The sequence below is a fragment of the Lentzea sp. NBRC 102530 genome (genome assembly GCF_030269365.1).
GTDB lineage: Bacteria > Actinomycetota > Actinomycetes > Mycobacteriales > Pseudonocardiaceae > Lentzea.
Genome location: NZ_BSTF01000019.1, coordinates 46,622 through 72,919 on the forward strand (window position 1 = coordinate 46,622; position 26,298 = coordinate 72,919).

Below are 26,298 nucleotides of genomic sequence, written 5' to 3' on the forward strand. Positions count from 1 at the left end.
CCTACTTCTTTTCCGGCAGGGCGGGGAACTCGGCGTTGGCCGGCATGGCCGGCGCGTCCCAGCCGCGTTCCTGGGCGATCTGGGCGCCGCGCAACGACTCCGGCGCCGCCGACGGGCCGTCGAGGTCGGCGTCGCGACCCTCGAAGAACCCGGCCAGCTGGAGCTCGGCCTGCTTGAAGTCGGTGAGCGGGGCACCGCGCGTCGGGTCCGGCTTCTCCCCCGACTGCAACGCCTTCACGAGTCCCAGCGCCTTCTCGGGCGTCTGGTTGTCGTAGAACTCGTAGTTCACCTGCAGCACCGGGCCGAGGTCGCACGCGGCGAGGCACTCGGCGTGCTCCAGGGTGATCGAGCCCGGCGTGCCCGGCTCGCCCGCGGTCTCCTCGTGGCCCACGCCGAGGTGGTCCTTGAGGGTCTTGTAGATGTCGTCGCCGCCCAGCGCCGCGCACAGCGTGTTGGTGCAGACGCTCACGAGGTGCTCACCGCACGGGCGGCGCTTGTACATCGTGTAGAACGTCGCGACCGCGCTGACCTCGGCCTCGGTCAGGTCGAGCTGTCCGGCGCAGAACCGGATGCCCTCCTGCGAGACGAAGCCCTCCACGGACTGCACGAGGTGCAGCATCGGGAGCAGCGCGCTGCGGGACTGCGGGTAGCGGGCGATGATCGCCTGCGCGCGGTCCACAGTGGACTGGTCGAACGTGGTGTTCTCAGCTGCCTGGGTCATCGGTCGCAACCACCCATCACCGGGTCGATCGAGGCGACGGCGGCGATCACGTCGGCGACCATGCCGCCCTCGCACATCGCGGGCATCGACTGCAGGTTCACGAAACTGGGCTCGCGCAGGTGCACGCGCATCGGCCTGGTGCCGCCGTCGGAGACGACGTGGTAGCCGAGCTCGCCGCGCGGCGACTCGACCGGCACGTAGACCTGGCCGGGCGGCACCTTGAAGCCCTCGGTCACCAGCTTGAAGTGGTGGATCAGGGACTCCATGGACTGGCCCATGATCTTGCGGACGTGCTCGAGCGAGTTGCCCATGCCGTCGCTGCCGATCGTGAGCTGCGCGGGCCACGCGATCTTCGCGTCCTCGACCATCACCGGACCGGTCGGCAGGCTCTTCACGACCTGCTTGATGATCTTCAGCGACTGGTGCATCTCCTCGAGCCGCAGCAGGTACCGCGCGAAGCAGTCCGCCGCGTTCGAGGTGGGGACGTCGAAGTTGTAGTTCTCGTAGCCGCTGTACGGCTCGACCTTGCGCAGGTCCCAGGCGAGGCCCGCGGAGCGCAGGATCGGGCCGGTGATGCCGAGCGCGAGGCACGCGTCGACGGGCAGGTAGCCCACGCCCGCGAGGCGGTTGCGCCAGATCGGCTGGCCGGTGAGCAGCTTGTCGTAGTCCGGGAGCCGCTTCTCCATGACCTTGACGAACGCGTTGATCTTCTCGACCGCGTCCGCCGGGAGGTCCTGCGCGAGACCGCCGGGGCGGATGAACGCGTGGTTCATGCGCAGACCGGTGAGGTGCTCCAGCAGGTGCAGCGCCTCCTCGCGCTCGCGGAAGCCGGAGGTCATGCCGGTGAGGGCACCGAGCTCCATGCCGCCGGTGGCGAGCGCGACGAGGTGCGAGCTGATCCGGTTGAGCTCCATGAGGAGCACGCGGATCGCCTGCGCCTTGTCCGGCACCGTGACGCCGAGCAGCTTCTCGACGCTCATGCAGTACGCCGCCTCGTGGTGCAGCGGCGCGAGGTAGTCGGTGCGCGTGACGAAGGTGACGCCCTGGACCCAGTTCCGGTACTCGACGTTCTTCTCGATGCCGGTGTGCAGGTAGCCGATGACGCTGCGGGCGTGCGTGACCGTCTCGCCCTCGAGCTCCAGCACGAGGCGGAGCACGCCGTGGGTCGACGGGTGCTGCGGGCCGAGGTTCATGACGATGCGCTCGTCGTGGACGGCGTCCGCGAGCACCTCGTCCCAGTCGCCGCCGGTCACCGTGTAGACGGTGCCCTCGGTGGTGCGCCGGGACTCGGCGACCTCCGTGTCGACGTTCGTGCGGGTGTCGACGTCGTCCGTGCTGTCGCTACCGGTGGCGCTGGTGTTCGTCCCGGTGGTGACGTCCGAAAGCCGCTCGGTCATGAGTACGACCGCCTCTGGTCCGGCGGAGGAATCTCCGCGCCCTTGTACTCGACCGGAATGCCGCCCAGCGGGTAGTCCTTGCGCTGCGGGTGGCCGTCCCAGTCGTCCGGCATGAGGATGCGGGTCAGTCCGGGGTGACCGTCGTAGATGATCCCGAACATGTCCCAGGTCTCGCGCTCCTGCCAGTCCGCCGTCGGGTAGACCTCGACGAGGCTCGGCACGTGCGGGTGCTCGACGTCGACCGCGACCTCCAGCCGGACGCGGCGGCGGTACGTCATCGACGTGAGGTGGGTGACCGAGTGCAGGCGCTGCGGCACCTCGGCGCCGTAGTCCACACCGGACACCGAACTGCAGAGCTCGAAGCGCAGCGACGGGGTGTCGCGGAAGATCCGCGCGACCTCCAGCAGCGTCTCCGGCCTGAGGTAGAAGGTGATCTCGCCGCGGTCGACCGTCACCTGCTGCACCGTGTCGGCGGGCAGGTCCTTGTCGGCGATGGCGGCGAACAGCTCGTCCGCGACCTCGTCGAACCAGCCGCCGAACGGGCGCTCGGACGGAGCCGCGACGTGGGCGGGCAGGCGCAGGCCGCCGAAGCCGGACGTGTCACCGGAGCCGGTGACGCCGAAGAGGCCCTTGCGCTCTTTGCCCGCGAGGATCGGCGCCTTGGCCGACGCGTCGTTCGGGTTGGTCTTCTCGAGGTCCTCTCCCGCGCGGTTGACGCTGGAGTGCTCTCCCCCTGGCTCGGTCACTTCTTCCTCGCAAAACGCTCGGACGACGGGATGAGATCGGTGCGGTAGCCCGAGTCGGCGAGTGCCTTGGCGCGCACGGCGTTCAGCGGCTCGTCCATGATCTTGGCGTGGATCTTGAGGATCGCGTCCATCAACATCTCCGGCCGCGGCGGGCAGCCCGGCAGGTACATGTCGACGGGCACGACGTGGTCGACGCCCTGCACCACCGCGTAGTTGTTGAACATGCCGCCCGTACTGGCGCACACGCCCATCGCCAGCACCCAGCGCGGCTCGGGCATCTGGTCGTAGATCTGCCGCAGCACCGGCGCCATCTTGTTGGTGACGCGGCCGGCCACGATCATCAGGTCCGCCTGGCGCGGTGAGGCCCGGAAGACCTCCATGCCGAAGCGGGCGAGGTCGTAGCGCGGACCACCCGTCGTCATCATCTCGATGGCGCAGCAGGCCAGGCCGAAGGTGGCAGGCCAGAGCGAGGACTTGCGGGTCCAGTTGACCAGCTTCTCGACGCTGACCAGCAGGATGCCGTTCGGGAGCTTCTCCTCGAGACCCATGACTTCCTCAGTTCCAGTCGAGGCCGCCGCGACGCCACACGTAGACGTACGCGAAGCCGACCGTGGCGACGAACAGGACGATCTCCACCAGCCCGAACAGGCCGAGCTTGTCGGCCGCTACGGCGAACGGGTAGAGGAAGACCATTTCGATGTCGAACAAGATGAACAGCATCGCCGTCAGGTAGTAGGCGACGGGCATGCGCCCACCACCCACGACCGGCTGCGGGCTCGGCTCGATGCCGCACTCGTACGCGTCGAGCTTCGCCTTGTTGTAGCGGCGGGGTCCGATGTAGGGAGCTGCGGTCACCGAGAACAGCGCGAACGCCCCGGCAAGCGCGAACATCAATACGAGGGGGAGGTAAGGGTCAAGCACGCTCCGTCGTCCTTTCCTCGCGGTCGACCGCACCCTAAGGGTGTTGTTCTGCGACTCGTTTGTTAGGCGGACCTAACAAACGCTTGTGAAACAGTTCACAAGCTTGATCACACTGTTGTGAAGTGATTCACAAGGTCGCTCGCCAGTGTAGAACGCCTGTAAATGACCTAGATCACAGGGTCTAACCTGGGGCTTTAACTTGCCCGACACATGCGAAACGGCACCGGCTCGTATTGAGCCGGTGCCGTCACCTATTCGGAGTAATTTACGCGCTCGGCGCGAGCTTCGTGGCGGCCACGATCAGCTTGTCCATTGAGTCGCCGTCCTTGGGGTCGTAGAGGCCCGCGAGCAGCTTGAGCACGAGTTTCATCAGGCGTTTCCGCGGCATTCCGTACTTCGTTGCGGTCCGCATGATCGCCGGGTTACCGATGAGCTTCGAGAAGACGTTGCCCAAACGGTAGTAACTGCCGAGCGCCTCTTCGATCCGGACGGGGTAGCCGTGCAGCGCCCGTTCACGGTTGACGCCGGTGCGCGCAAGCGCTTGGACGATGCTCTCGGAGGCGATCCTGGCCGACTCCATGGCGTAGCCGATGCCCTCGCCGTTGAACGGGTTGACCATGCCGCCGGCGTCGCCGACGAGCACGAGGCCCGCCCGGTAGTGCGGCTTGCGGTTGAGGCCCATGGGGAGCGCGGCGCCGCCGATGCGGCTCGTCGCGTTCTCCTCGCGGAAGCCCCACTCCTCCGGCGTCGCGTCGAGCCAGGAGCGCAGCAGCGCGCGGTAGTCCGTGGTGCCGTAGGCCTTCGACGTGCTGAGAATGCCCAGACCGACGTTCACCGTGCCGTCGCCCATGCCGAAGATCCAGCCGTAGCCGGGCAGCAGCTGGCCGTCCGGGGCCCACAGCTCGAGGTGGCTCTCGAGGTAGTCGTCCTTCGAGCGCGGGCTGTCGTAGTAGCGGCGCACCGCCACGCCCATGGGCTTGGCGTCGTCCTTCTGCAGGCCCACGGACAGGGCGAGCCTGGCCGAGACGCCGTCGCAGCCGACGACGATCGGGGCCCGGTACGTGACCGGGTTCTTCTCCGGTCCCTGCTTGGCCTCGACGCCGACGACCCGGCCGTTCTCGATGATGGCCTTGGTGACGGTGGTGTGCTCGTGCATGCGGGCGCCGGCGGCCTTCGCCGCGTTGGCCAGCATCTCGTCGAAGTCCATCCGCGGGCGGACCACGCCGTAGTTCGGGAACGTGGCCAGGTCCGGCCAGTCGAGCTCCATCGTGACGCCGCCGCCGACGACGCGCAGGCCCTTGTTGTGCAGCCAGCCGGCGCTCTCGCGGGTGTCGATGCCGAGGTCGATGAGCTGCTTGACGCCCCTGGGGGTGAGGCCGTCGCCGCAGACCTTCTCCCTGGGGAAGGTGCTCTTCTCGAGGAGCAGGACGTCGAGGCCTGCCCTGGCGAGGTAGGTGGCCGCGGTCGAGCCCGCCGGTCCCGCGCCCACGACGATGACGTCGGCGTCCTCGTTGATCCCGCGCCTGCTCATCCAGACTCCCTAACGTGTGCCGTGACTCCGTCACCGAGCCTAACCGGCCGTTGCTGAGGGTTCTGGGCGATGGGGTCCGGTTTGCGGGTTGGGTCGCGGTTCCGGCGGGGTCGGTCGCGTTGGGTTGGCCGGGTCACCTCGCGAGGGTGGGCGCGCAGGTCGTGACGGATGAGATGGGTCGCGATCGGGGCTTGACCTCGAGCCTCCGGCGGGATGCGTTCGCGGCCTCACAAGCCGGGGTGGAAGTGCCCCGGCCGGACCGAACAGGGCGGCATCCCGCCCCTCGAGGTCAAGCCCCGATCGCCGGTTCAGGTGGAACCGGCTGGAAGCTGGGCAGCAGCTCGTCAGGGCTCGCCTTCGGCTTCGCGTGCCAGGCCTCGTAGGTGGCTGGCTCATGCCTTTGGCCATCCGGTTGGCACCCCGCGCCTGGCTTGTGCGCGTGGTTGCTGTGCGTTGGCGAGTGCGGTTTCGTGCGCTTGCCTACTCGGCGGCGGGCTTCGGCTTCGTCGCGCGGTGCAGGGCGACCATGCCGCCGGTCAGGTTGAACCACGCCACGTCCTCCCAGCCCGCCTGCGAGATGAGCTCGCCCAGCGCCCGCTGGTTCGGCCAGGAAGCCATCGACTCGGCCAGGTAGGAGTACGCGACCGGGTTCGACGAGACGAACTTCGCGATCAGCGGCAGCAGCTTGAGCAGGTAGCGCATGTAGACGAAGCGGAACGGCCTCCAGACCGGCGTGGAGACCTCGCAGATGACCATGCGGCCACCCGGCTTGGTCACGCGCGCCATCTCCTTCAGGGCGGCGACCGTGTCGTTGAAGTTGCGGATGCCGAAGGAGACCGTGACCGCGTCGAAGGAGTCGTCCTTGAACGGCAGGCGCAGGGCGTCCGCCGCCACCTTGGGGACGCTGCGGTGGGCTCCGGAGGCGAGCATGCCGACGGAGAAGTCGGCCGCCACGCACCAGGCTCCTGAGGCGGCGTACTCGACGGTGGAGACGGCGGTGCCCGCGGCGAGGTCGAGGACCTTCTCGCCGGGGCGCGCGTCGAGCACGCGGCGGCTCCACTCCCGCCAGCGGCGGTCGAAGCCCAGCGTCATGACCGAGTTCGTCCGGTCGTAGCCCTTGGCCACGCCGTCGAACATCTCGGCTACTTCGCGGGGGTTCTTGTCCAGGCCGGCTCGCGACATGACATGAGAGTAGGTCAGAGGTGCTGAGATCTTCTTCAGGGCACCTTCAGGGCGGTGAGCATGCCGCCCACCGCCGCGTGCCAGGGGTACTGCTCGGCCCTGGCGCGGGCCGCCTCGCGCGAGCCGGTGCGGAGCAGGGTTCGCGCTGCCGCGGCGAACGCTTCGGCGTGGTCCTGGACGGCGGCGCCGCAGGACGGCTGGACGATCTCCTTCAGGGCGCTGCTCTGGCTGACGACCACCGGCGTGCCGCTCGCCAGGGCTTCGAGGGCGGCGAGGCCGAACGTCTCGTGCGGGCCGGGGGCGAGGGAGAGGTCGGCCGAGGCGAGCAGGTCCGCGACGTCCTGGCGGGACTTCACGAAGCCCAGAAAGGTGACCGGGAGGCCTGCCGCGCGCTTCTCCAGGGCCGCACGCCTGGGGCCGTCGCCCGCGATGACGAGGCGGGCCGAGTGGCCCTGCTCGTGGAGTTCGGCGAGGGTGTCGACGGAGCGTTCGACGTGCTTCTCCGGGGAGAGACGTCCACAGTGGATCAGCAGGCTCTCCTTGCCCTGCAACAGGTCCCTGCGGAGTTCGGCGGAGTGACGGGCCGGGGTGAACGTCGTCAGGTCGACGCCGAGCGGGACCTGGGCGACGTTCGTGGCGCCGATGCGGTCGAACTCCTCGCGGGCGAAACCCGTCGTGCAGACGACCGTGTCGTAGGAGGCGGCCATGCGGCGGTTCGCCCAGTCCGCCGCGCGTTCGGCCGGGGTCTGCGGGAGCACGAAGCGCAGCAGGCGGTCGAGGCGTTCGTGGGAGATGACGATGTTCGGGATGCCGCGTTCGCCCGCCCAGGCGCCCATGCCGCGCAGGGTGAGGCGGTCGGAGACCTCCAGGCGGTCCGGTTTCAGGCCTTCCAGCAACGCCTTGACGCGCCACGGGTCGACCACGCGGTAGCCGCCGGTGTACGGGATCTTCAGCGCGGGCAGGGTGATGCGCCTCACGCCGCCGGCGAGTTGTTCGTCGGCGTGGCGGGGTCCGGGGACGACCAGGACCACCTCGTGGCCCAGCTGGGCGTACCCGGTGCCGAGGTGGTGCAGGGCGGTGCGCAGACCGCCCGACTTGGGCCCGTAGAAGTTCGCGAGCTGCACGATCCTCAAGCGGCCGCCTGGTGCGTCAGTCCGATCACCGCGGCGTAGTGGCCCATCAGCTGGTCACAGATCGCCGGCCACGTCCTGGTCAGCACGGACTTGCGGGCCGCGGTGCCGAAGCGCTTGCGCAGCAACGGGTCGCGCAGCAGGTCCACGTACTGGGTGATGTCCTCCTCGAACAGGTAGCCGGTGCGGCCGTGGCGTACCAGGTCGCGCGGGCCACCCGCGTTCGGGGCGAGCACGGGCAGGCCGGTGGCGAGGGCTTCCTGGACGGCCTGGCAGAACGTCTCGTGCGGGCCCGTGTGGATGAAGACGTCGAGGGAGGCGTAGGCCTCCGCCAACTCCTGGCCGGTCCGGAAGCCGAGGAACTCGGCGTTCGGCATGTCCCGCTCGAGCTGCTCGCGGTCCGGACCGTCACCGACGACGCGGAGCTTCACGCCCGGCAGGTCGTGCAGTTCCTTCAAGCGGTGGACCTGCTTCTCCGGCGCGAGGCGGCCGACGTAGCCGATGGTCAGCTCGTCGTTCTGCCGGGGGCGCGGGTGGAACAGGTCGATGTCGACGCCCCGGCCCCAGCGGTGGACCCTGGGAACGCCGTGCTGTTCCAGGGCCTCCACCGCCGAACTGGACGGCGCGAGGGTGCGGTCCGCCAGCGTGTGCAGGCGCCTGGTCCACCGCCAGGCCGCGCGCTTGGTGAGGCCCAGGCCGTAGTTGCCGGCGAACCCCGCCACGTCGGTCTGGTAGACGGCGACGGTCGGCACGTCGATCTTGCGCGCGGCCCTGAGGCCGTAGGCGCCCAGCACGAACGGCGACGCGAGGTGCACGACGTCCGGCTGGAAGTCGGCGAGGGCGTGCAGCACTCTCGGGCCGGGCACGCCGATGGGCAGACTCGTCACCAGCGGCACGTCGACGGAGGGGACTCTGACGACGGGCGTGCCGTGGTGGGAGTCGGCACCCGCGCCCGGCGCAACGACCATCGCCTGATGTCCGTTGCGGCGCAGGTGCTCCAGGACGCGGAGCACCGAGTTGGTGACTCCGTTGACCTGGGGCAGGAAGCTCTCGGTCACGATCGCTACGCGCACAGGCACACCTTGGGGTGCTCGCATGAAGTCCGCGTGACGCGTGATTTGACGTGGACGGAACACCTCACGTCGTGGCCAGGTGATCGTCGATTCGTCACCTGCGCTTAGGTTCCCGGTCATGAGACGCGGTGAAACTAGGCCAGCATGACCGTCTTGTCGTCCCGTCCCGCGCACCCGGTAGACCCCGGCCTGGTGTCCATCGCGCTGGAAGTGGCCGGTCGCCTGGCGAACGACGCTTCGGACGTCATCATGGCCACCGCCGGCCGCGGCGTGCGTCCCGACTCCGACGAGTCGCCGTTCGACTGGGTCACCGACACCGACCGCACCCTGGAACGCCACACCCGCCGCGTGCTCACCGCGGAGTTCCCCACGATCCCGGTGTTCTGCGAGAACTCCGACGACGTCACCGGTGACTCCGAGTTCCGCTGGGTCGTCGACCCCGTCGACGGCACCGCGAACTACACGGCGGGCATGCCGTGGTGCGCCTACAGCCTCGCCCTGGTGGACCGCTGGGGCCCGGTGGTGGGGGTGGTCGCTGATCCTTACCGTTCCCAGATCTATGCCGCCGCACGAGGCCGTGGCATGCGCGCGAACGGCACGCCCGTGCGCCTGACCGAACGCCAAGGCGACTCTCTGGTCGTGTGCACCGAGATGACGCGCACGGGCCCATGGCCCGGCATGGGCGAGTTCATCTCCACGGCCGCGATAGCGGGCACGGGCGTGCGCGTGCTTGGGTCGAAGTGCCTCGCCGTAGCGCAGGTCGCTCTCGGCCACGTGGCTGCCGCTGTGCTGCACGGCTACCACGAGTGGGACGTCGCCGGTGCGGTGTCGTTGGCCGTGGAGTCGGGTGCGGTCGTGCTCGACAGACGCGGCGAAGGCGCCTCGTTGCCGGTGGACGGTCTTTTGGTGGCCGCCCCGGACGTGGCCGACGAGGTGCTGTCGTGGTGGCAGTCGGCGCTTCAGGTCGACAGCTGAGGAAGCTGCTTCTCCAGCACCTCGAGGTGCGTGCGCGCCTCGTCGAGCTCGGGGTGGTCGAACATCTGCAACGCCACCCGCCCGACCTCGTTCTCGAACGCGTGGAAGTCGTGCGTCGCCTTGAGCAACCGCTGGTAGACGGGGTGCTGCCGGTCCACCGCACCGAGCGCCCGCCCCAGCTGCGCGATGCCGCGCACGTCGTCGAGCTCCGTGGCGAGCTGCTCGCTGATGCGCTGCAACCAGTCCTTGGCGGGCGAGTTGGGCACGGTCTGCACGGCCGCGGCGACTCTTCTGGTGGACTCCGCGCACCGTTCGACCAGGTCGGACCACATGTCGTAGGGCTGCTGCGGGAGCGGCGGGTGCACCGGGTGCGGCAGCGCGTAGCGGGGACGCTCGGCCGCCTTGCGGATGGCGCCCACGACCGTGCCGAGGACCGCGCCCGGAATGCCGCCGAACAGGACGGAGGTGAAGGCGATCGCGATGAAGGTGATGAAGGCCGCGGTCGGCTTGTCGCTGGGGGTCGTCAGGTCGACGACCGTGACGAGGACGCCCATGAGCAGGGTGCCGATGAGGGCACCCCAGACAGCTGAACGGACGACGACCATGCTCTCGATGGTGCCACGTCCACCAGCCGTTCGTGGGCCGTCTGAGATCTCGGCCTGCTTTCTGTCTGTGCTAATGTTCTTCTTGTCGGTTCCAGTAGGAGCCGGAAGTGGACCCGGTTCACCGTCCGGACGGTCGGTTGCCGGGTTTCGCGCTTTCTGGGCACTGGTCGAGGCGCACCACCGCATCAAGCATCGGTTGGATTCGTTGCCGCCAGTCGCCTCCCGCCCCGAAGCACCACGCGAGGGCATCACTCGCCCACAGCACTGGATCCTCGGCAGGTCGCAGGTGCTCGTAGGTGAACGGCCCGTCGACCTTCTCCAACACGGCCGCGAGCGTTTGCCTGTCACGCGTGTCCTGGTGGGCACAGCTTTCGATCGCGAGCCGCGTGACCCCGAGTTCCTGGAGCCAGGTCGCGGCAGCGGACAGGCAGAGTCGGCGAGCACGGACGTCGTCCGAGTCCCGAACGGTCCACACGGCCGCGCGCAGACACATGTCGCGCAACCGCGAGACGAGTTCGCGCCTGCGCGAGTCGCTCTCCTTCTTGAAATGAACGCGACGCTGGCCGGACCTCACCAGCCGACGCAACGCGGTCCGAACCGCGTCCAACTCGCGCGGGCGAACGACGACCGCGACCACGAGATAGGTCGCACCTCGGCGCGACTCGTCCACGAACCCATGCCACATAGGTCATATGGTCTCAAAGGAGTAACGAGCTACTCCGATCAGGCGTCGAAGTCCACCGTGACGCACTCGCTGGTCGGCAGCGCCTGGCAGGTGAGCACGAACCCGGCCTCCACCTCGGACACGTCCAGCGCGTAGTTCCGCCGCATCTCCACGGTCCCCTCGGTGACCAACGCACGGCACGTCCCGCACACCCCGCCCTTGCAGGCGAACGGCAGATCCGCACGCACCCGCTGCGCGGCGTCGAGGATCGGCTCGTCGGCGGGCAAGGGCAGCGTCGTCGACTTGCCGTCCAGCACCACGGTCACGGAGGCGGCCGCATCGATCACGGCTTCCGCCCGGCGCGGTGGGGGCGGCGGCTCGTCCACGTAGAACAGTTCGTGGTGGACGCGTTCGGGGGCCACGCCTCGGCCACGGAGCACGGCGGTGGCGTCCTGGACCATCTCGTAGGGGCCGCACAGCCACCACTCGTCGATGGCGTCGAACGGGACGACGCTGCCGAACAGGGCGGTGAGCTTCGAGGCGGTGAGGCGGCCGGTGAAGAGTTCCACGTCGCGGGGTTCGCGGGACAGGACGTGGATCAGCTGGAACGTGGCCGGGTAGCGGTCCTTCAGGTCGGCCAGTTCGTCGGCGAACATCACCGTGTTGGTGCTGCGGTTGCCGTACATCAGGGTCACGCGGGCGCCGGTGGCCAGCACCGTCGCCGCGATCGACAGGGCCGGGGTGATGCCGGAGCCGGCCACGACCAAGCCGTGGTGGGCGCCGACCTCAGCAGAGGGCGTGAACTTGCCGAGGGGCGGCAGGACCTCCACCACGTCGCCGGGGACGAGGCGGTCGACCAGCCACGTCGAGAACTGGCCGCCGTCCACGCGGCGGACGCCGATGCGCGGGGCGGACCCCACGGCGGCGCAGATCGAGTACGAGCGGCGCTCGTCGCCCTGGCGCAGGGTCAGGTACTGGCCCGCGGTGAAGGCGAACTCGTCGGCCAGGTCCGCGGGGACGTCGAAGGTGACGGCCACGGCGTCGTCGCAGAGGCGGTCGACGTGAGCGACGGTGAGCTTGTGGAAGGCGGCTCGGCGCGACAACTCAGATCTCCTTGACGTGCTCGAACGGTTCGGCGCAGGCGTGGCAGCGGCGCAGGGCCTTGCACGCGGTCGAGCCGAAGCGCGAGATCTCCGAGGTGTTCGGCGAGCCGCACTGCGGGCAGGTGACCTGGCGGGACGGCGGGACGAGGTTCAGCGGGACCGGGCCCGCGGCGGCCGGGCCGATGCGGGACGGCGGTGCGATGCCCGCGGCGGCCAGCTTCGAACGGCCCTCGTCGCTGATCCAGTCCGTGGTCCAGGCCGGGGACAGCGACAGGCGCACCTCGACGTCCTCGTAGCCCGCGGAGACGAGAGAACGGCGCAGGTCGGCGCCCATCTCGTCGATCGCGGGGCAGCCCGAGTAGGTCGGGGTGATGGTGACGACGACGCGCCCGTCGGTTTCGGACACGTCGCGCAGCACGCCGAGGTCGGCGAGCGTGAGGACCGGGAGTTCCGGGTCCCGCACGGCCGACGCGACCTCCAGTGCCGTCGTCACCAGACCGCTCCCGGCAGCGAGCGGTGCAGGTGCTGCATCTCGGCGAGCAGGTAGCCCATGACCTCGGTGTGCACGCCGTCGCGGCCCGCCATGCCGGCCACGCGAGCGGCCTTCGTGTCGGTCGGACGCGTCAGGCCGGCGGCGGACAGCACCGCCTCCAGCACACCGTCCACTTCGGACCACAGCGACGCCGGGTCCACGGCGACACCGGCCAACGCGGCCTCGACGGCGTGCGTGGCGAACAGCTCGTCCACGAACGGCCACACGCGCTCGAGGCCCGCCTGCATGCGGCGGTGCGACTCGTCGGTGCCGTCACCGAGGCGAACGGTCCACTGGGCGGCGTGGTCGCGGTGGTACGCGAGTTCCTTGAGGCCCTTCTCGGCGATCGCCTTCAGGACGGGATCGGCCGAACCGCGCAGGCGGGAGAACAGGGCGAGGCGCCACGAGGAGAACACCAGCAGGCGCGCGATGGTCGTCGCGAAGTCGCCGCCGGGACCGGGGCCGCAGTCGATCTCGGCCAGGTGCACGTTGCGGAACTCGCGCTCGTCGCGCAGGTAGGCGAGCGAGTCCTCGTCGCGGCCGAGCACCTCGCCGGCGCGCGTCAGCAGCATCCGCGCCTGGCCGAGCAGGTCCAGGGCGATGTTGGCGAGCGCGATGTCCTCTTCCAGTTCGGGAGCGCGCGAGCACCACTCCGACAGGCGCTGGGAGAAGATCAACGCGTCGTCGCCGAGCATCAGGCAGTACGCGGCCAGGGCTTCGCGGTCGACACCCGCCGGGAACTCGCGGTCGACGCCGGACAGGGCCTCCGAGAAGCCCGTGCCGAACGCCCAGTGCGCGTCTTCCCCGCCCAGCAGCGACTCGTACGCGTTGTCGAAGCTCATAGGTGCGGCACGTCCTCGGGAATCGCGTAGAACGTCGGGTGCCGGTAGACCTTGTCCCCCGCCGGCGCGAAGAACGGGTCCTTCTCGTCCGGCGAGGAGGCCGTGATCGACGTGGCGGGCACGACCCAGATCGACACGCCCTCGTTGCGGCGCGTGTAGACGTCACGGGCGTTGCGCAGCGCCATCTCGGCGTCCGGCGCGTGCAGCGAACCCACGTGCACGTGGTTCAGCCCGCGCTTGCCCCGCACGAACACTTCCCACAGCGGCCAAGACGTGCTCACGCGGCACCTTCCTCACGTACGGCGTTCTTGGCAGCGTGCGCGGCCGCGGCCTCGCGGACCCACGCGCCGTCCTCGTGCGCCTTGCGGCGGTGGGCGATGCGCTGCTCGTTGCAGACACCGCCACCCTTGACGACCTGCCAGAACTCGTCCCAGTCCGGCGCGCCGAAGTCGTACTCGCCACGCTCTTCGTTCCACTTGAGCTCAGGGTCCGGGAACGTCACGCCGAGCGCCTCGGCCTGCGGCATGCTCATGTTCACGAACTTCTGCCGCAGCTCGTCGTTGGTGTCGCGCTTGATCCGCCACGCCATGGACTGCTCGGTGTTCGTCGACTCGGCGTCCGGCGGGCCGAACATCATCAGCGCCGGCCACCACCAGCGGTTCACCGAGTCCTGCACCATGTCCCGCTGCTGCTGCGTGCCGCGCATCATCGTCATGAGCAGCTCGTAGCCCTGACGCTGGTGGAACGACTCTTCCTTGCAGATGCGGATCATGGCGCGCGCGTACGGGCCGTACGACGTGCGACACAACGGCACCTGGTTGCAGATGGCGGCGCCGTCGACCAGCCAGCCGATCACGCCGACGTCGGCGAACGTGAGCGTCGGGTAGTTGAAGATCGAGGAGTACTTCTGGCGGCCCTCGATGAGCTTGGTCGTCAGGTCCTCGCGGTCGGCGCCGAGCGTCTCGGTCGCCGAGTACAGGTACAGGCCGTGGCCCGCCTCGTCCTGCACCTTCGCCAGCAGGATCGCCTTGCGCCGCAGCGAGGGCGCGCGGCTGATCCAGTTGCCCTCCGGCTGCATGCCGATGATCTCGGAGTGCGCGTGCTGGGCGATCTGCCTGATCAGGGTCTTGCGGTAGCCGTCGGGCATCCAGTCGCGCGGCTCGATGCGCGCCTCGGACTGCACGGTGCGCTCGAAGCGCAACTCCAGGTCATCCGCCATGCCTCGATGTTACACCCGAGTGCCGAATCTGCGTAGAACTGTCACAACTGCCGCGATGACGATCCAGATGGACACGAGGAACGTTCCGACGGGGAGCAGGCTCAGCACCGCCGTGCGGCCCGCGACACGCACCAGTTCGGGGTTCGTCTGGTCGTACTCGACCCTCACGTTGTCCCCGACGTTGAGCCCGGCCGGGTAGAGCACGCCTTGAGACGGGATGATCACGCGCCCGTCCGGTGTGGCGTAGCGCACAACCGTGCGGTTGAAGGCGACGGAGTCGACCTGCGCGACCGCCTGCCCCGTGGAGCGTTCGATGGCCACGTCGTCCCGCCAGCACGCGATCGGCAGAAGCACGCACACGAGCGTGATCACGCCACCGACGACGAACAACGTTTTGCAGACCGCACGGCGGACGCGTACACCGCGGGGCGTCTTGGTCACTGCGTCCTCCACCACAACTGAGAAGTCTAGAGCCGGGCGGATGCCGCGCTTTCAGGTTGAGGTCCATACAGTCGGACTGTGACCTCTGCACCGACATCGCGAGCACGGCAGCGAATCCGCGTCCGGTCGAGGCGGGACACCGCAGGTGACCTGCTCGGGCTGCTGCCGTCGCCGGAGCACGCCCTCGCGTGGGTGCGCGACGGGTCCGGCCTGGTCGGCTGGGGCGAGGCGGCGCGGTTCGAGGTCAGCGGCCCCGACCGGTTCGCGCAGGCGGACAAGTGGTGGCAGGAGTTCTGCGCGCACCTCGACGTGGACGACCCGCTGGGCGTGCCAGGCAGCGGACCAGTGGCTTTCGTCTCGATGGCCTTCGCGGACTCGCCGGGCGAGTCGGTGCTGATCGTGCCCGAGGTCGTCGTGGGCCGCCGCAACGGCGAGCAGTGGATCACCACCATCGGCGCCTCCGACCCGTCTCCTCATGTCCCGCCGCTGTCGCGGCCCTCGTCCGTGCGCTACTCGAACGGTCAGCTGCCGGTCACGCAGTACCGCGAGGCCGTGCGCTCGGCGGTGGCGCGGATGCGGGCCGGCGAGTTGGACAAGGTGGTGCTCGCCCACGACCTGCTGGCCGTGACCGATCGTCCTCTCGACCAGCGGTTCGTGCTGCAGGGGCTCGCGCGGCGGTACCCGGAGTGCTGGGCGTACGCCGTGGACGGGCTGGTCGGCGCCACGCCTGAGCTGCTGCTGCGGCGCACCGGGTCCGTGGTGGATTCGCGGGTGCTGGCCGGGACCACGTGGCCGCACGACGGGATCTCGGACGAGGAGCTCGCGTCGGCGTTGATGTCGTCGGAGAAGAACCTCGAGGAGCACGACTACGCGATCCGGTCGCTGGCCGACACGTTGCGGCCTTTTTGCACGACGATGTCGGTCGAGGGGCCTTCGATCTTGAGGTTGCCGAACGTCTCGCACCTGTCGTCCGACGTGATCGGGACGCTGGAGGACTCCACCTCACTGCTGCGGCTCGGGGAGGCCGTGCATCCGACGGCCGCTGTCGGCGGGACGCCCCGGCTGGACGCCACCCGGTTGATCTCGCAGCTGGAGGGGATGGATCGCGGCCGGTACGCCGGGCCCGTCGGCTGGATCGACGGGAACGGCGACGGCGAGCTCGGAATCGCGCTGCGGTGTGCGCAGATCTCGGGGTCGACGGCGCGGTTGTTCGCCGGGTGCGGGCTGGTGGCCGACTCGGATCCGGACATCGAGGTGCAGGAGGCGCACGCCAAGATGCGGCCTATGCGCGAGGCCCTCGAAGGGCTCTAGCCACGAAGTCCGCCTTGCCCGCCGTGTAGGCCTCACGGTCGTGGCCGCTGCGGTCGGAGAGTTCGCGTTTCAGGTCTTCGTACTGCCGGGCGAGGGCCGCATCGGCGCGGAGAGCGTCGCGGAACCGGAGCTGGTCGGCCCACCTCGGATGGCCCGCCTGGATGACGTGCAGGTGTGCCTCTCGGCGGTGGCCGGTGGCGTCCGGCTTCACGAAGAAGCGGCGCCACGGGCGGTTGTCGAGTTCCGGGGGCACGTAGAACCAGCCGTGGTCCGCGAGCAGGTCGACCGGGGTGGCGTCCAGGCTGTTCACCAAGGCCATCAGGTCGACGATCGGCTTGGCGGCGAGGCCGGGGACGGCCGTTGAGCCGACGTGCTCGACCCCGTCGACCAGCCACGGGGTGAGCAGCTCGGTCAGCGCGGCGACCTCCGCCCGTGCCCGTGCCGCCCACGCCGGGCTGTGCGGACGGACCTCCGCCCGCTCGTAGGCCCAGGCCGGTGTCAAAGACGCTCGAGGAACGTCCGCCAGGCCGAGGTGCTGAACGCCAGCACCTCGCCGGCCGGGTTCTTCGAGTCGCGGACACGGGTGTCGTGGGAGAGCGAGACCTCGACGCACTCGCCCTCCGGCGTGCCGTTGCTGTAGCTGCTCTTACGCCATGCGCGGTCCTGGAGCATCGAGTTCCTCTCGCGGCGAGTTGACGTACTCCGCCAGCTTCCTCCGCGATTGTTCCTCATCCAAGGCGATCTCGGCCAAGCGATCGAAGATCAGCCTCGTGCGCGCTATCGCCCCTCGGTCCTGCACGAACACCTGGGTCAGATCGGTTTCGGCATACGCGATCGGCATCGCCTTCTCGTACTCCCACAGCAGGATCCCGGCCGAGTTCACGGGCACGTCAGCAGGCACGACTCGGACCATGTGCGCGCTGAAGAACAGCTGGAGGTACTGGTCCGCCATGACCTGGTCGCCGCCGAACTGTTGCCGGAGGGCCAGCTCATGGATGTAGAACAAGCAACTCGGCCGATCGTGTTTTCTCAGAATCGCCTGACGATCGATCCTCGCCTTCACCAGCGGCGAAATCTGCTCCTCGAGGGTCATCCCCGCCGCGCGGCAGAGACACTCGGCGTATTGCGCCGTCTGCAGGAGTCCGGGCACAGTGAGAGTGTTGTAGCTGAATATCTTCGTGGCCGTGGACTCGGCCATCGCCACCGTGCGCAGGTTGCCGGGCAACTGGACGATGTATTCCTCGAAGGCGTTTCGGTAGCGCCGCTTGAAGTCCTCGAAGTAGTCGAGGTCCTTGCCGCACATCGTCAGGAACTGGACCAGGTCGATCTCGCTCGGCCTGGCCTTCCCGTGCTCGATGGTGGAGACCTTGCTGGGGTCCCAGCCGAGCCGGGACGCCACCTCGTGCCCTTTGAGATCGGTGCAGGTTTCCCGCAACCGCCGCAGTTCGTCGCCGAGGTCCCGGCTGTACGCCGTGGACGGAGTGCTCTGAGCCATGTCCATCGACGCTATGACTTGGACCTGCTCCACGACATGGGCTCGTTCGGGTGAAAACGGCTCAGCCTGTCGTCAGCTCGGGTCCACGAGATGAAGGTCAGCGAAGTCGGCTGGGATGCGTCCACCGTGTTCCAGGTACGCCGTGAGCACAGCGCGCACGATGTCCAGCGGGACCACCTGCCGGGCTGGGATCTCTTGAGGGTTGTCCGCGAAATCGAACAGCGTCGTCCCGGCAGCCGTCTGATCACCGATCGTCGCACGAGCAGGCTCCCAGTATTCCTGCACGAATCCGGACTCCACGCCGATGCCCGCGTACAGATGCGGATGCCCGTAAGGATCGTCGTTGATCGCGAGTTCGACGATCGAGGGGACTGGGCCACCGTCCAGTTCTCCCACGCGGGTGATCAGCTCGGCCAACTCCTCCGGAGTCGTGATCAAAAGCGGAGATGCGCCGGTCTCGTGGTCGAAAACTGCTTTCAGCGTTGCCACGGTGCTCGTGTCCCTCCCGCGATTGTCCGCTCGTAGCCGTCCGGACCGTGGATGGTCAGCGTCGAACCTGCCGGGAGAATCGCGCCGACCAGTACTTCGCAGCCGAAGTCACCTGGACAAGGCTTGTTGTCGATCACCACCGTAGCGTGCTGAATTCCACGATCGCGCATGCGCACAGCAAGCTTGGTTTCGACGTGCCAAGCTGCGAACGGAAGTCCCGGGCGAGGCATCATGAGGGCCTTTGAGGCAGTCCGCGACTGACTTGTCGTCCACGCCCTCGCCGCTCACGATCTCGCTGTCCGCGTGGCCTGGTGCGAACCACCATCCACGGGTCTTCTGACCAGTCTTGCGCTGCCTCGGACCTCGGAGTTGCTCCCGCAGTCGCCCGATGTGCTGCGGTGAGCCCTGACGCGGCGGGTTCGAACTCCGCGGCGGTGGAACCGAAGGCGTGCCGGAAGCCCTGAGCCTTAGGCCCAGCCTTCTGATGATGGACTCGATGGCGTCTGCCACGGTGCCGAGCCCTGACGTCAACCCTTCAGGCTCTCTGATGCCGTCGATGGCACTCGTGAACAGCGAGCGCGTTTCCTCGACGTCGACCTGTGATGAGTCTTGTCCCGCGGTCATCAGCAGTTCACGCGCGTCCTCAGCGTGTTCGGCGGCGGCGTGCGCCGCCGCGATCGCGCCGTCGATTTTGCCGAGGGCTCGACGGAGAGCGGCGCCCACGTCACCGATCGATCCCACAGAGCCTCCATCCCCAGCCGCAACGCTATGACTTGGACCTGCTCCACGACATGGGCTCGTTCGGGTGAAAACGGCTCAGCCGTGCGGGCCGCCGCTGATGTAGATGACCTGGCCCGTCACGTAGTCCGCGTCCTCCGCCGCGAAGAACAGCACGGCCCGTGCGATGTCATGGGGCGTGCCGACGCGGCCGCGCGGAATCGACTGGCGCATCACCTCGACGTGCTCTTCCAACGAGCGGTTGCGGCGCTCGGCCGAGCGCTTGGTCATCTCCGTGACGATCACGCCTGGGCCGATGGCGTTCACGGTGATGCCGTGCGGCGCGAGGTCCAGGGCGGTGGCGCGGGTGAAGCCCTCGATGCCTGCCTTGGCGGCCACGTAGTTGGCTCGGTCACCGTCCACGAGGGCGGAGATGCTGGAGATGTTGACGATGCGGCCCCAGCCTGAGGCGCGCATGGCCGGGGCGGTGGCCTTGAGCAGCAGGAACGCGCCGCGCAGGTGGGTGTTGACGACGTCGTCCCAGTCGGACAAAGGCATGTCGAGGACGTGGTTGTCGCGGGCGAAGCCGGCGTTGTTGACCAGGATCTCGACCGGGCCCAGTTCGGCTGTCACCTGGTTCACGGCCGCGGTCACGGCGTCCGGGTCGCTGATGTCGGCCAGGACGGACAGAGCTGTGCCGCCGGACTCCTTGATCTGGGAGGCGACGGCGTGCACCGTGTCCGACCGGTCGAGCAGGGCCACGCGGTGGCCCAGAGCTGCTAGGGCGGTGGCTGTGCCGGCGCCGATTCCGGAGCCGGCGCCGGTGACGAGCGCGACGCGAGAGTTCATCTCTTGATCGTGCTCGTCACCGGGAGCCGAAGCCACTCAGTTACTTGTGGGCGTCCAGGAGCTGGTGGGTCAGTTCGATCTTGGCGCGCGACTTCGGTGCGACGGGGACCGAGAGCGACTTCGCGGCCACGTCCGAGGCACGTCCGGGGGCCTCGGCCGGCTTGCCCTTGGTGAAGAGCCAGGTCTGGAAGAGCTGGTCCAGCTGCTGGCCGGAGACGCGCTCGGCGAGGGCGATGAACTCCTCGACCGTGGCGTTGCCGTACTTCTTCTCCGCGACCCACGTGCGAAGGATCTCGAAGAACTTCTCGTCGCCGACGGCCACGCGCAGGGCGTGCACGGCCAGTGCGCCGCGGTCGTAGACGGCACCGTCGAACACCGAGCCGGCACCGGGGTCGCCGGGCAGCACGTTCCAGAACGCGCTGTCGGCCGGGTACAGGTCGTAGGTGTAGTCGGCGTTCTCCTGGGCCGTGCCCTCACCGACGTGCTCGGACCACAGGAACTCCGCGTAGGAGGCGAAGCCCTCGTTCAGCCAGATGTCGCGCCAGTGGTGCACCGACACGGAGTCGCCGAACCACTGGTGGGCGATCTCGTGCGCGACGACGTAGGTGTTGGCGCCGCGGCGGAAGAAGCCCGTGTCGTAGGTCGACCGGGTCTGGTTCTCGAGCGCGTAGCCGAGGTCGGGCGTCACGACGCCGCCCTGCGCCTCGAACGGGTACGGGCCGAAGTTCTCCGCGAGGAACTCGGTGACCTCGGGCGTGCGCTCGACGCTGGCACGCGCGGCGTCGCCGTTCTCGCCGAGGCGCTCGGAGTAGGCGTTCACGACCGGCTGGCCGGACGGACTGGTGGCCTGGCGGATCTCGAACTGGCCGATCGTGAGGAACGTCAGGTAGGTGGCCTGCGGCTTGGTGCTGCGCCAGTTCCAGCGGGTGTAGCCGTTGATCTGGCGGGTCTGGCCGACGAACGTGCCGTTCGAGATGGCCTCGACGCCGTTCGGGACGGCGACGTTGACGTCGAAGGTGGCCTTGTCGGTCGGGTGGTCGTTGGACGGGAACCACCACGAGGCGATCTCCGGCTCACCGATGGCCAGCGCGCCGTCGGTGGTCTTCGTCCACGCCGTGAAACCGTTGCGGTCCTTCACGGTCGACGGGCTGTCGGCGTACGTGACGACGATCGTGAGGTCCTGGCCCTTGCGGACGCCACCGCGCGGCGTGAGCGTGAGCTCGCCGTCGTCGGAGACGAACGACGCCGGCGCGTTGTTGATCCGCACCGACTTCACCTTGAGCAGGAAGTCCAGGTTGAACTGGGTCAGGTCCTGGGTGGCCTTCGCCAGGATCGTCGTGGTGCCCGACAGCTGGTCGCCGTTCGGGTTGTAGTTGAGCCTGATGTCGTAGTGGGAGACGTCGTACCCGCCGTTGCCGTAGGTCGGGAAGTACGGGTCGCCGGCTCCAGGTGCACCCGGAGACGCCGCCAGCGCCGTCCCCGCGAAGAGCGTCATCGCGGCCGCGGACGCCACCGCGGCCGTCGCCTTGGTTCTGATCGACATGCGGCGGACGCTATCCAGACGATCATGGGCGAGCCACCGACTTACGTATGTTTCCTACCTGGTGAAAACCATTGACACCGTCGACTTGAGACGTTGGTGCAGCGCGCGCAGTTCGTCACGTTTCGCCTGCACTTCGACCACTTGGAGGCCTTTCGGTGCCGCAATCGCGCTACGGAACTCCTCCTGGCCGTCCACAGTGGAGTGCGGAATTCGGTAGCCCGCGCACAAAGCGGTCAGATCCGTCCCGTGCGGGGTGCCGAAGATCCTCTCGAAACTCGCGTCGTACTCCGGAGCACCCTGTTCCAGCAACGAGAAGATGCCGCCGCCGTCGTCGTTCAGCACGACGATCGTGAGGTCCGGCAGGCGGTCGGCGAGCAGGCCGTTGCTGTCGTGCAGGAACGTCAGGTCGCCCATCAACGCGAACGACGGCCCGTCGTGCCGCAACGCCAGGCCGATCGCCGTGGACACGCTTCCATCGATGCCCGCCGCACCCCGGTTGGCGTGCACCACGACGTCCGGCCGCCGCTCGCCCGCGAAGTCGACGTCGCGGATCGGGTTGGACGAGCCCACGAACAGCAGCGACCCCGGCGGCATCGCCTGCGTGAGGTCGCGGGCCACGTGCAGGCCGGTCGGCCACGGTTCGGCGTCGAGCAGGTCGTCGACGGCCACGCTGACGTTCTTCACCGCGCTCTGCCACGTCTGGAGCCACTCGCCGTCGAGCGACCGGGGTTCCGGCAGCCAGGTCGACGCGCGGGTCGCGGTGAACGGGACGTCCGGCCACTGGGCCCGGTCCCCCACCGCGTGCACGACGGGAGTGCTGCCCAGCAACGCCTGCTGCCCCCGCGACAGGGTGACGCGGCCGACGACCAGCACCGCGTCGGGCCGCAGGTGGTCCGGCAGACCCGCGTTGAGCAGCAACGACCCGTGCCGCAGCCCGCCGGGCGCGGTCGGTTCGGCGATCACCGGCCAGCCCAGCTCAGCGGCCTTGCGCAGTCGTTCCGGCCGGTCGTCACCGAGCAGCACCAGCGTGCGGGCGGGCAGGTCCGACGGGCGGGTCTCGACGGTGAACGCGCGGTCCGTCTCCGTCCACGGGCCGCGGTCCGTCGAGGGCCACGCGGCGTCGGACGGCGTGAGCGGCGGCCGGAAGGGCACGTTGACGTGCGACGGGCCGTCCGTGGCGATCGCGCGGCAGATCAACGACCGCGTCACGGACTCGGCGGCGCCCTCCGGCATGTGCAGCGTCGGGATGCCGAGGAGGTCGTACTGGTTGATCGTCTGGCTGGCGCCCGTGCGGTAGAGGTCGACCGGGCGGTCCGCGGTGAGTGCGATCAACGGCACGTTCGTGAGCTGCGCCTCGATCACGGCCGGGTGAAGGTTCGCGACGGCCGTGCCACTCGTGCAGGTGACGACGGCGGGCGTGCCCGTCTTGGCGAGGCCGAGTGCGAGGAAGCCCGCGCTGCGCTCGTCGATGCGCACGTGCACCGAGAGCAGGCCCTTCTGTTCGGCCTGGTGCAGGGCGAACGATAGCGGGGCGTTGCGCGAACCGGGGCTCAGCACGGCGTGGCGTACACCGTTGCGGACCAGTTCGTCGACGATCACCCTCGCCTGCGCCGTGGACGGATTCATGCGCCTAGAGTCTCAGACCGTGGCAGATCAGGAGCTCTTCGACCCGTCGTTGTGGAAGCCGATCGAGGGCTTCGACTTCACCGACATCACCTACCACCGCGCGCTCGACCAGGGCACGGTCCGCATCGCGTTCAACCGGCCCGAGGTGCGCAACGCGTTCCGGCCGCACACGGTGGACGAGCTGTACCGGGCGCTCGACCACGCGCGGATGTCGTCGGACGTCGGGTGCGTGCTGCTGACCGGCAACGGGCCGAGCCCCAAGGACGGCGGCTGGGCCTTCTGCAGTGGTGGTGACCAGCGGATTCGTGGGCGCAGCGGCTACCAGTACGCCTCCGGTGAGACGGCCGAGACCGTGGACCCGGCGCGTGCGGGCCGGTTGCACATCCTGGAGTGCCAGCGGCTGATCCGGTTCATGCCCAAGGTCGTCATCGCGGTCGTGCCGGGGTGGGCCGCGGGGGGCGGGCACAGCCTGCACGTCGTGTGCGACCTCACGATCGCGAGCGCCGAGCACGCGAAGTTCAAGCAGACGGACGCGGACGTCGGCTCGTTCGACGGCGGCTACGGGTCGGCGTACCTGGCGCGGCAGGTCGGGCAGAAGTTCGCCCGCGAGATCTTCTTCCTCGGCCGCACGTACTCGGCCGAGGACATGTACAAGATGGGCGCGGTCAACGAGGTCGTGCCGCACGCCGAGCTCGAGACGACGGCGTTGCAGTGGGCGCGTGAGATCAACGGCAAGTCGCCGACGGCTCAGCGGATGCTCAAGTACGCGTTCAACCTGATCGACGACGGCCTAGTGGGGCAGCAGCTCTTCGCCGGCGAGACGACCCGGCTCGCGTACATGACCGACGAGGCCGTCGAGGGCCGCGACAGCTTCCTCGAGAAGCGCGACCCGGACTGGTCGAACTACCCGTACTACTTCTGAGCCCCGTCCTAGGCAGGTGCACATGCTCGACGAACTGCGCGCGGCCCTCACCGGCGGCGATCCCCTGGTCGAGGGGCCGCTCGACGGCTGGGAGAAGCGCGCCGTGCTCGGCGTGCCCACCTCCGGGTCGACCGGCGAACCCAAGACGGTGCTGCTCGACGCGGACGCCCTGACGACGTCCGCGGAGGCCACCCACGAGCGGCTCGGCGGGCCCGGGACGTGGCTGCTGGCGCTGCCGACCGGCCACATCGCGGGCGCCCAGGTGCTGGTGCGGTCGATCGTCGCGGGCACCACGCCCGGCGTGCTCGACCCGGCGGGCGGCTTCCGCGCGATGGGGTTCGCGCACGCCGCCCGGCCGGTGCTCGCCCAGCCCGGCCGCCACTACACGGCGCTCGTGCCGACGCAGCTCTCGCGGCTCGTCGTCGGTGAGGGCCCCGGGCTGGAGGCGCTGCGGCAGTTCGACGGCGTGCTGATCGGCGGGGCCGCGACCCCGCCGAAGCTGTTGCAGCAGGCGCGCGCTCTGGGCGTGCAGGTCGTCACGACGTACGGCATGAGCGAGACCGCCGGCGGGTGCGTGTACGACGGCGAGCCGTTGCGCGGGGTGTCGGTGCGCACCGACGACGTGATCGAGATCAGCGGGCCGACGCTGGCGCTGGGGTACCGCGGCAGCGCCGAGCCGTTCGGCGAGTGGTTCCGCACCGGGGACCTCGGGCGGCTGCGGGACGGGCGGCTGGAGGTGCTCGGGCGCGCGGACGACGTGATCGTCACCGGTGGCGAGAAGGTGCCTCCGGTGCTGGTGGAACGGGCTCTGGCGACCGTCGAGGGCGTGCTGGAGGCGTGCGTCGTGGGAGTGCCGGACGACGAGTGGGGTGCCGTGGTGGCCGCCGCCGTCGTGACGCGCGGGACGGAGCCGTCGGTCGAGGAGCTGAAGGCGGCGGTGACCGAGGCCGTGGGCCGGGCGGCCGCGCCGAAGCTGGTGCGGTTCGTGCACGAACTGCCGTTGCGCGGGCCCGGCAAGGTCGACCGGACCGCGGTGGCCGCCACCTTTAGGTGAACCTTTACCGCTGAGGACAACCCTCGCCGCGAAGCGCACGGACCCAGGCCGTGCGCGCCGGCGATGGGGGTTTCTTCATGCGCTATCTGTTACCGCTGGTCACCGGCGCCGCCTTGGTGGCCGGGCTGGCGTCACCCGCCCAGGCGGCACCCGCGTCGAACGAGTGGACCGCTGACGTCAGCGGCCGCGCCGTCACGTGGGGCGGTTCCCCGGCCATCGGCCTGATCCCGCTCGGCACGCACAGACTCGCTCAGCCCGCCAACGCGGTCACGGCGGCGGTGACCGGCGACGGCGTCGTCGACGTGCGCGGTCTGCGCGCGGACGGGCAGTGGACCGAGTGGCTGGAGGCGCCGGCCGCCCGGCCGGTGGTGCTGCCGGTGACCACGTCCACGATCGAGACGCGCGTGGTTCTGAGCAGCGGCAAGGCTTCCCGCGTGCGGCTGACGGCCTCGCAGGCACCGGCGACCGTGGCCGCGGACGACGTTTCCGCCGCGGCTGCCGGCCGTGCGTACCGGGTGTACGCCACGCGCGAGGGTCTGGTCGGCGGCACCACGGCGAACGGGCACGTGATCCGGTCGCGCGACCACTTCGTGGCGTTGCCGTCCCGGCGCGGGCTGGCCAACAGGAACTCCGGCAACTACAGCGTGCAGGTGTGCGCGTCGAACGGCCGGTGCGAGTGGGCGCCCGTGTGGGACGTCGGCCCGTGGAACACCAAGGACGACTACTGGAACCCGGCCGCGACCCGCGAGATGTGGAAGGACCTGCCGCAGGGCAAGCCCGAGGCGCAGGCCGCCTACGAGAACAACTACAACGGCGGCAAGGACCAGTTCGGCCGTGAGGTCGCGAACCCGGCCGGCATCGACCTCGCCGACGGCACGTTCTGGGACGGCCTCAAGCTCACCACCAACGCCTGGGTGACCGTGACGTACCTGTGGACCGGCTCCGGTCCTCTCGGGACGGTGCGCACGGCCGCCGCCAACGGCACGGTGAACGTCCGCAGCGGCGCGAACTCCTCGTCCTCGCAGGTGGGACTGGCCGCGAACCACGCCCAGGTCAGGGTGACCTGCCAGCTCACCGGCGAGTCGGTGTCGGGCACGCAGGGCACGTCGAACGTCTGGTACCGCATCGCGTCCGGCAAGCACGTCGCCAAGGCGTACGTGGCGGGCGTGTCCGGCGCACCTGCCTGCTGATACACCCCTTCGGCGGGTCC

29 protein-coding genes and 1 pseudogene are annotated in these 26,298 nt (G+C 69.3%); 5 read left to right on the top strand and 25 right to left on the bottom strand.

What is annotated here, in order from left to right; genetic code table 11:
* Position 1: 1 nt before the first annotated feature.
* The 9 genes from nuoE to QSK25_RS37395 all read right to left on the bottom strand — a co-directional run bounded on the left by nuoE (position 2) and on the right by QSK25_RS37395 (position 8,701).
* Positions 2–721: an NADH-quinone oxidoreductase subunit NuoE gene (gene nuoE, locus QSK25_RS37355; protein ID WP_285645445.1), complete on the bottom strand. Its 720-nt coding sequence runs from the start codon at positions 719–721 to the stop codon at positions 2–4.
* The gene (locus QSK25_RS37360; protein WP_285645446.1) at positions 718–2,118 is read right to left on the bottom strand and encodes an NADH-quinone oxidoreductase subunit D; all 1,401 of its coding nucleotides are present in this window, start codon (positions 2,116–2,118) and stop codon (positions 718–720) included. Before QSK25_RS37360 ends, nuoE begins: the two co-directional genes overlap by 4 nt.
* Positions 2,115–2,864 (bottom strand): NADH-quinone oxidoreductase subunit C, encoded by a 750-nt coding sequence (locus tag QSK25_RS37365; RefSeq protein ID WP_285645447.1) that lies wholly within the window; start codon positions 2,862–2,864, stop codon positions 2,115–2,117. Before QSK25_RS37365 ends, QSK25_RS37360 begins: the two co-directional genes overlap by 4 nt.
* Positions 2,861–3,412, bottom strand: coding sequence for a NuoB/complex I 20 kDa subunit family protein (locus tag QSK25_RS37370; RefSeq protein WP_086666372.1), 552 nt, complete (start codon positions 3,410–3,412; stop codon positions 2,861–2,863). The genes QSK25_RS37365 and QSK25_RS37370 overlap by 4 nt, the downstream gene beginning before the upstream one ends.
* A gap of 7 nt (positions 3,413–3,419) precedes the next feature.
* Positions 3,420–3,785, bottom strand: coding sequence for an NADH-quinone oxidoreductase subunit A (locus QSK25_RS37375; RefSeq protein WP_030478224.1), 366 nt, complete (start codon positions 3,783–3,785; stop codon positions 3,420–3,422).
* A gap of 265 nt (positions 3,786–4,050) precedes the next feature.
* Positions 4,051–5,316, bottom strand: a complete 1,266-nt coding sequence (locus QSK25_RS37380; protein WP_285645448.1) for a geranylgeranyl reductase family protein — start codon at positions 5,314–5,316, stop codon at positions 4,051–4,053.
* Positions 5,317–5,796: 480 nt separating this feature from the next.
* Positions 5,797–6,498 carry a demethylmenaquinone methyltransferase gene (locus QSK25_RS37385; RefSeq protein ID WP_285645449.1) on the bottom strand — a complete coding sequence of 234 codons (702 nt, stop codon included), beginning with the start codon at positions 6,496–6,498 and terminating at the stop codon, positions 5,797–5,799.
* 35 nt (positions 6,499–6,533) lie between these two features.
* A complete protein-coding gene (locus tag QSK25_RS37390) occupies positions 6,534–7,631 on the bottom strand; it encodes a glycosyltransferase (protein ID WP_285645451.1) in 1,098 nt (365 codons plus the stop codon).
* Complete coding sequence (locus QSK25_RS37395; protein ID WP_285645454.1) at positions 7,628–8,701, bottom strand: glycosyltransferase family 4 protein; 1,074 nt, start codon at positions 8,699–8,701, stop codon at positions 7,628–7,630. Before QSK25_RS37395 ends, QSK25_RS37390 begins: the two co-directional genes overlap by 4 nt.
* 144 nt (positions 8,702–8,845) lie before the next feature.
* Between QSK25_RS37395 and QSK25_RS37400 the strand changes: the two genes are divergently transcribed.
* Positions 8,846–9,676, top strand: a complete 831-nt coding sequence (locus QSK25_RS37400; RefSeq protein ID WP_285645456.1) for an inositol monophosphatase family protein — start codon at positions 8,846–8,848, stop codon at positions 9,674–9,676.
* Here QSK25_RS37400 and QSK25_RS37405 read toward each other — a convergent pair.
* The 8 genes from QSK25_RS37405 to QSK25_RS37440 form a co-directional block, all read right to left on the bottom strand.
* The gene (locus tag QSK25_RS37405; protein WP_285645458.1) at positions 9,661–10,281 is read right to left on the bottom strand and encodes a hypothetical protein; all 621 of its coding nucleotides are present in this window, start codon (positions 10,279–10,281) and stop codon (positions 9,661–9,663) included. The genes QSK25_RS37400 and QSK25_RS37405 overlap by 16 nt on opposite strands.
* Before the next feature lie 118 nt (positions 10,282–10,399).
* Complete coding sequence (locus QSK25_RS37410; protein ID WP_285645459.1) at positions 10,400–10,966, bottom strand: hypothetical protein; 567 nt, start codon at positions 10,964–10,966, stop codon at positions 10,400–10,402.
* 38 nt (positions 10,967–11,004) lie between these two features.
* Positions 11,005–12,048, bottom strand: coding sequence for a 1,2-phenylacetyl-CoA epoxidase subunit PaaE (gene paaE, locus QSK25_RS37415; protein WP_285645460.1), 1,044 nt, complete (start codon positions 12,046–12,048; stop codon positions 11,005–11,007).
* Position 12,049: 1 nt separating this feature from the next.
* Positions 12,050–12,541, bottom strand: coding sequence for a 1,2-phenylacetyl-CoA epoxidase subunit PaaD (gene paaD, locus QSK25_RS37420; RefSeq protein ID WP_285645461.1), 492 nt, complete (start codon positions 12,539–12,541; stop codon positions 12,050–12,052).
* Positions 12,538–13,422 carry a 1,2-phenylacetyl-CoA epoxidase subunit PaaC gene (paaC, locus tag QSK25_RS37425; RefSeq protein WP_285645462.1) on the bottom strand — a complete coding sequence of 295 codons (885 nt, stop codon included), beginning with the start codon at positions 13,420–13,422 and terminating at the stop codon, positions 12,538–12,540. The genes paaD and paaC overlap by 4 nt, the downstream gene beginning before the upstream one ends.
* Entirely contained in the window at positions 13,419–13,703 is a 285-nt protein-coding gene (paaB, locus tag QSK25_RS37430) for a 1,2-phenylacetyl-CoA epoxidase subunit PaaB (RefSeq protein ID WP_285645464.1), read from the bottom strand. The genes paaC and paaB overlap by 4 nt, the downstream gene beginning before the upstream one ends.
* Positions 13,700–14,641, bottom strand: coding sequence for a 1,2-phenylacetyl-CoA epoxidase subunit PaaA (gene paaA, locus QSK25_RS37435; RefSeq protein WP_285645465.1), 942 nt, complete (start codon positions 14,639–14,641; stop codon positions 13,700–13,702). Before paaA ends, paaB begins: the two co-directional genes overlap by 4 nt.
* A 9-nt stretch (positions 14,642–14,650) precedes the next feature.
* Complete coding sequence (locus QSK25_RS37440) at positions 14,651–15,082, bottom strand: DUF3592 domain-containing protein (protein WP_285645466.1); 432 nt, start codon at positions 15,080–15,082, stop codon at positions 14,651–14,653.
* A 78-nt stretch (positions 15,083–15,160) separates the two neighbouring features.
* Here QSK25_RS37440 and QSK25_RS37445 point away from each other — a divergent pair, with 78 nt between their 5' ends.
* Positions 15,161–16,393 (top strand): isochorismate synthase, encoded by a 1,233-nt coding sequence (locus tag QSK25_RS37445; RefSeq protein WP_285645468.1) that lies wholly within the window; start codon positions 15,161–15,163, stop codon positions 16,391–16,393.
* Here QSK25_RS37445 and QSK25_RS37450 read toward each other — a convergent pair.
* The 8 genes and pseudogenes from QSK25_RS37450 to menD all read right to left on the bottom strand — a co-directional run bounded on the left by QSK25_RS37450 (position 16,365) and on the right by menD (position 23,112).
* A complete protein-coding gene (locus QSK25_RS37450) occupies positions 16,365–16,895 on the bottom strand; it encodes a GrpB family protein (protein ID WP_285645470.1) in 531 nt (176 codons plus the stop codon). The genes QSK25_RS37445 and QSK25_RS37450 overlap by 29 nt on opposite strands.
* Positions 16,892–17,065: a DUF397 domain-containing protein gene (locus QSK25_RS37455; protein WP_285645471.1), complete on the bottom strand. Its 174-nt coding sequence runs from the start codon at positions 17,063–17,065 to the stop codon at positions 16,892–16,894. The genes QSK25_RS37450 and QSK25_RS37455 overlap by 4 nt, the downstream gene beginning before the upstream one ends.
* Positions 17,040–17,888, bottom strand: a complete 849-nt coding sequence (locus tag QSK25_RS37460; RefSeq protein ID WP_285645472.1) for a helix-turn-helix domain-containing protein — start codon at positions 17,886–17,888, stop codon at positions 17,040–17,042. The genes QSK25_RS37455 and QSK25_RS37460 overlap by 26 nt, the downstream gene beginning before the upstream one ends.
* 72 nt (positions 17,889–17,960) lie before the next feature.
* Positions 17,961–18,377 carry an Imm1 family immunity protein gene (locus tag QSK25_RS37465; RefSeq protein ID WP_285645473.1) on the bottom strand — a complete coding sequence of 139 codons (417 nt, stop codon included), beginning with the start codon at positions 18,375–18,377 and terminating at the stop codon, positions 17,961–17,963.
* A pseudogene (locus tag QSK25_RS37470) lies at positions 18,365–18,622 on the bottom strand (DddA-like double-stranded DNA deaminase toxin); the annotation flags it as partial. The pseudogene QSK25_RS37470 and the gene QSK25_RS37465, both read right to left, overlap by 13 nt.
* Before the next feature lie 571 nt (positions 18,623–19,193).
* Positions 19,194–19,943 carry an SDR family NAD(P)-dependent oxidoreductase gene (locus QSK25_RS37475; RefSeq protein ID WP_285645475.1) on the bottom strand — a complete coding sequence of 250 codons (750 nt, stop codon included), beginning with the start codon at positions 19,941–19,943 and terminating at the stop codon, positions 19,194–19,196.
* Between the two features lie 40 nt (positions 19,944–19,983).
* Positions 19,984–21,486: a M1 family metallopeptidase gene (locus QSK25_RS37480; protein WP_285645477.1), complete on the bottom strand. Its 1,503-nt coding sequence runs from the start codon at positions 21,484–21,486 to the stop codon at positions 19,984–19,986.
* Positions 21,487–21,540: 54 nt separating this feature from the next.
* Complete coding sequence (gene menD, locus QSK25_RS37485; protein WP_285645479.1) at positions 21,541–23,112, bottom strand: 2-succinyl-5-enolpyruvyl-6-hydroxy-3-cyclohexene-1-carboxylic-acid synthase; 1,572 nt, start codon at positions 23,110–23,112, stop codon at positions 21,541–21,543.
* Between menD and QSK25_RS37490 the strand changes: the two genes are divergently transcribed.
* From QSK25_RS37490 to QSK25_RS37500, 3 genes are all read left to right on the top strand, one after another.
* Complete coding sequence (locus QSK25_RS37490) at positions 23,111–24,034, top strand: 1,4-dihydroxy-2-naphthoyl-CoA synthase (RefSeq protein ID WP_089915585.1); 924 nt, start codon at positions 23,111–23,113, stop codon at positions 24,032–24,034. The genes menD and QSK25_RS37490 overlap by 2 nt on opposite strands.
* A gap of 22 nt (positions 24,035–24,056) precedes the next feature.
* Entirely contained in the window at positions 24,057–25,088 is a 1,032-nt protein-coding gene (gene menE, locus QSK25_RS37495; protein WP_285645481.1) for an o-succinylbenzoate--CoA ligase, read from the top strand.
* Between the two features lie 77 nt (positions 25,089–25,165).
* Positions 25,166–26,278 carry a DUF8814 domain-containing protein gene (locus QSK25_RS37500; RefSeq protein WP_285645483.1) on the top strand — a complete coding sequence of 371 codons (1,113 nt, stop codon included), beginning with the start codon at positions 25,166–25,168 and terminating at the stop codon, positions 26,276–26,278.
* Positions 26,279–26,298: the final 20 nt, after the last annotated feature.